Origin of the sequence: Vibrio sp. S457-15 (assembly GCF_000960545.1) — a bacterium.
In the GTDB taxonomy this organism is placed as follows: domain Bacteria; phylum Pseudomonadota; class Gammaproteobacteria; order Enterobacterales; family Vibrionaceae; genus Vibrio; species Vibrio parahaemolyticus.
The window spans coordinates 1-392 of record NZ_JYOQ01000115.1 but is presented as its reverse complement, the minus strand read 5'-3'; the positions used below and the strand labels follow the sequence as shown (position 1 = coordinate 392).

The window sequence follows — 392 nt, the reverse complement described above, 5'->3', positions numbered from 1 at the left end:
CCAATTATGAGAGAAGGTGAATTTCGTGGATTTACACTTGGTTAAATGGTACAGGTATGTTTTGTTCTGCCGCAGATGTTATTTGCTCTGGAGATAGAGAAAATTCTTCCAGAAATAGAAAGAAAATAGCTAAGCCCATTAGCATCTTCGCGTCTCCGCCAGTGATCATGTCTGTTTTCTTGTAAGCTTCGTCGCCGTATTGCATGCGGTACTCTTTAGAGAACTGAGAAATGATTGCGCTGTGGTTGAATGAGAATACGATCATAGGAATTGCTAACCAAACTATAGGTGGCATTGCAGCCCAGTCTGGGGCAAGTTCAATCATAGACGTGTTCCAATCAGGGATTAGATAGCAAGATAACGCGTAGTGGAGGTATACTAGAGGGTAGGTC

The 392-nt window shown here is 42.6% G+C and carries 1 pseudogene; it reads right to left on the bottom strand.

The annotated features are described in order from the left end of the window. Positions 1-49: 49 nt before the first annotated feature. Positions 50-392: pseudogene (locus UF05_RS10860) on the bottom strand (septum formation protein); the annotation flags it as partial.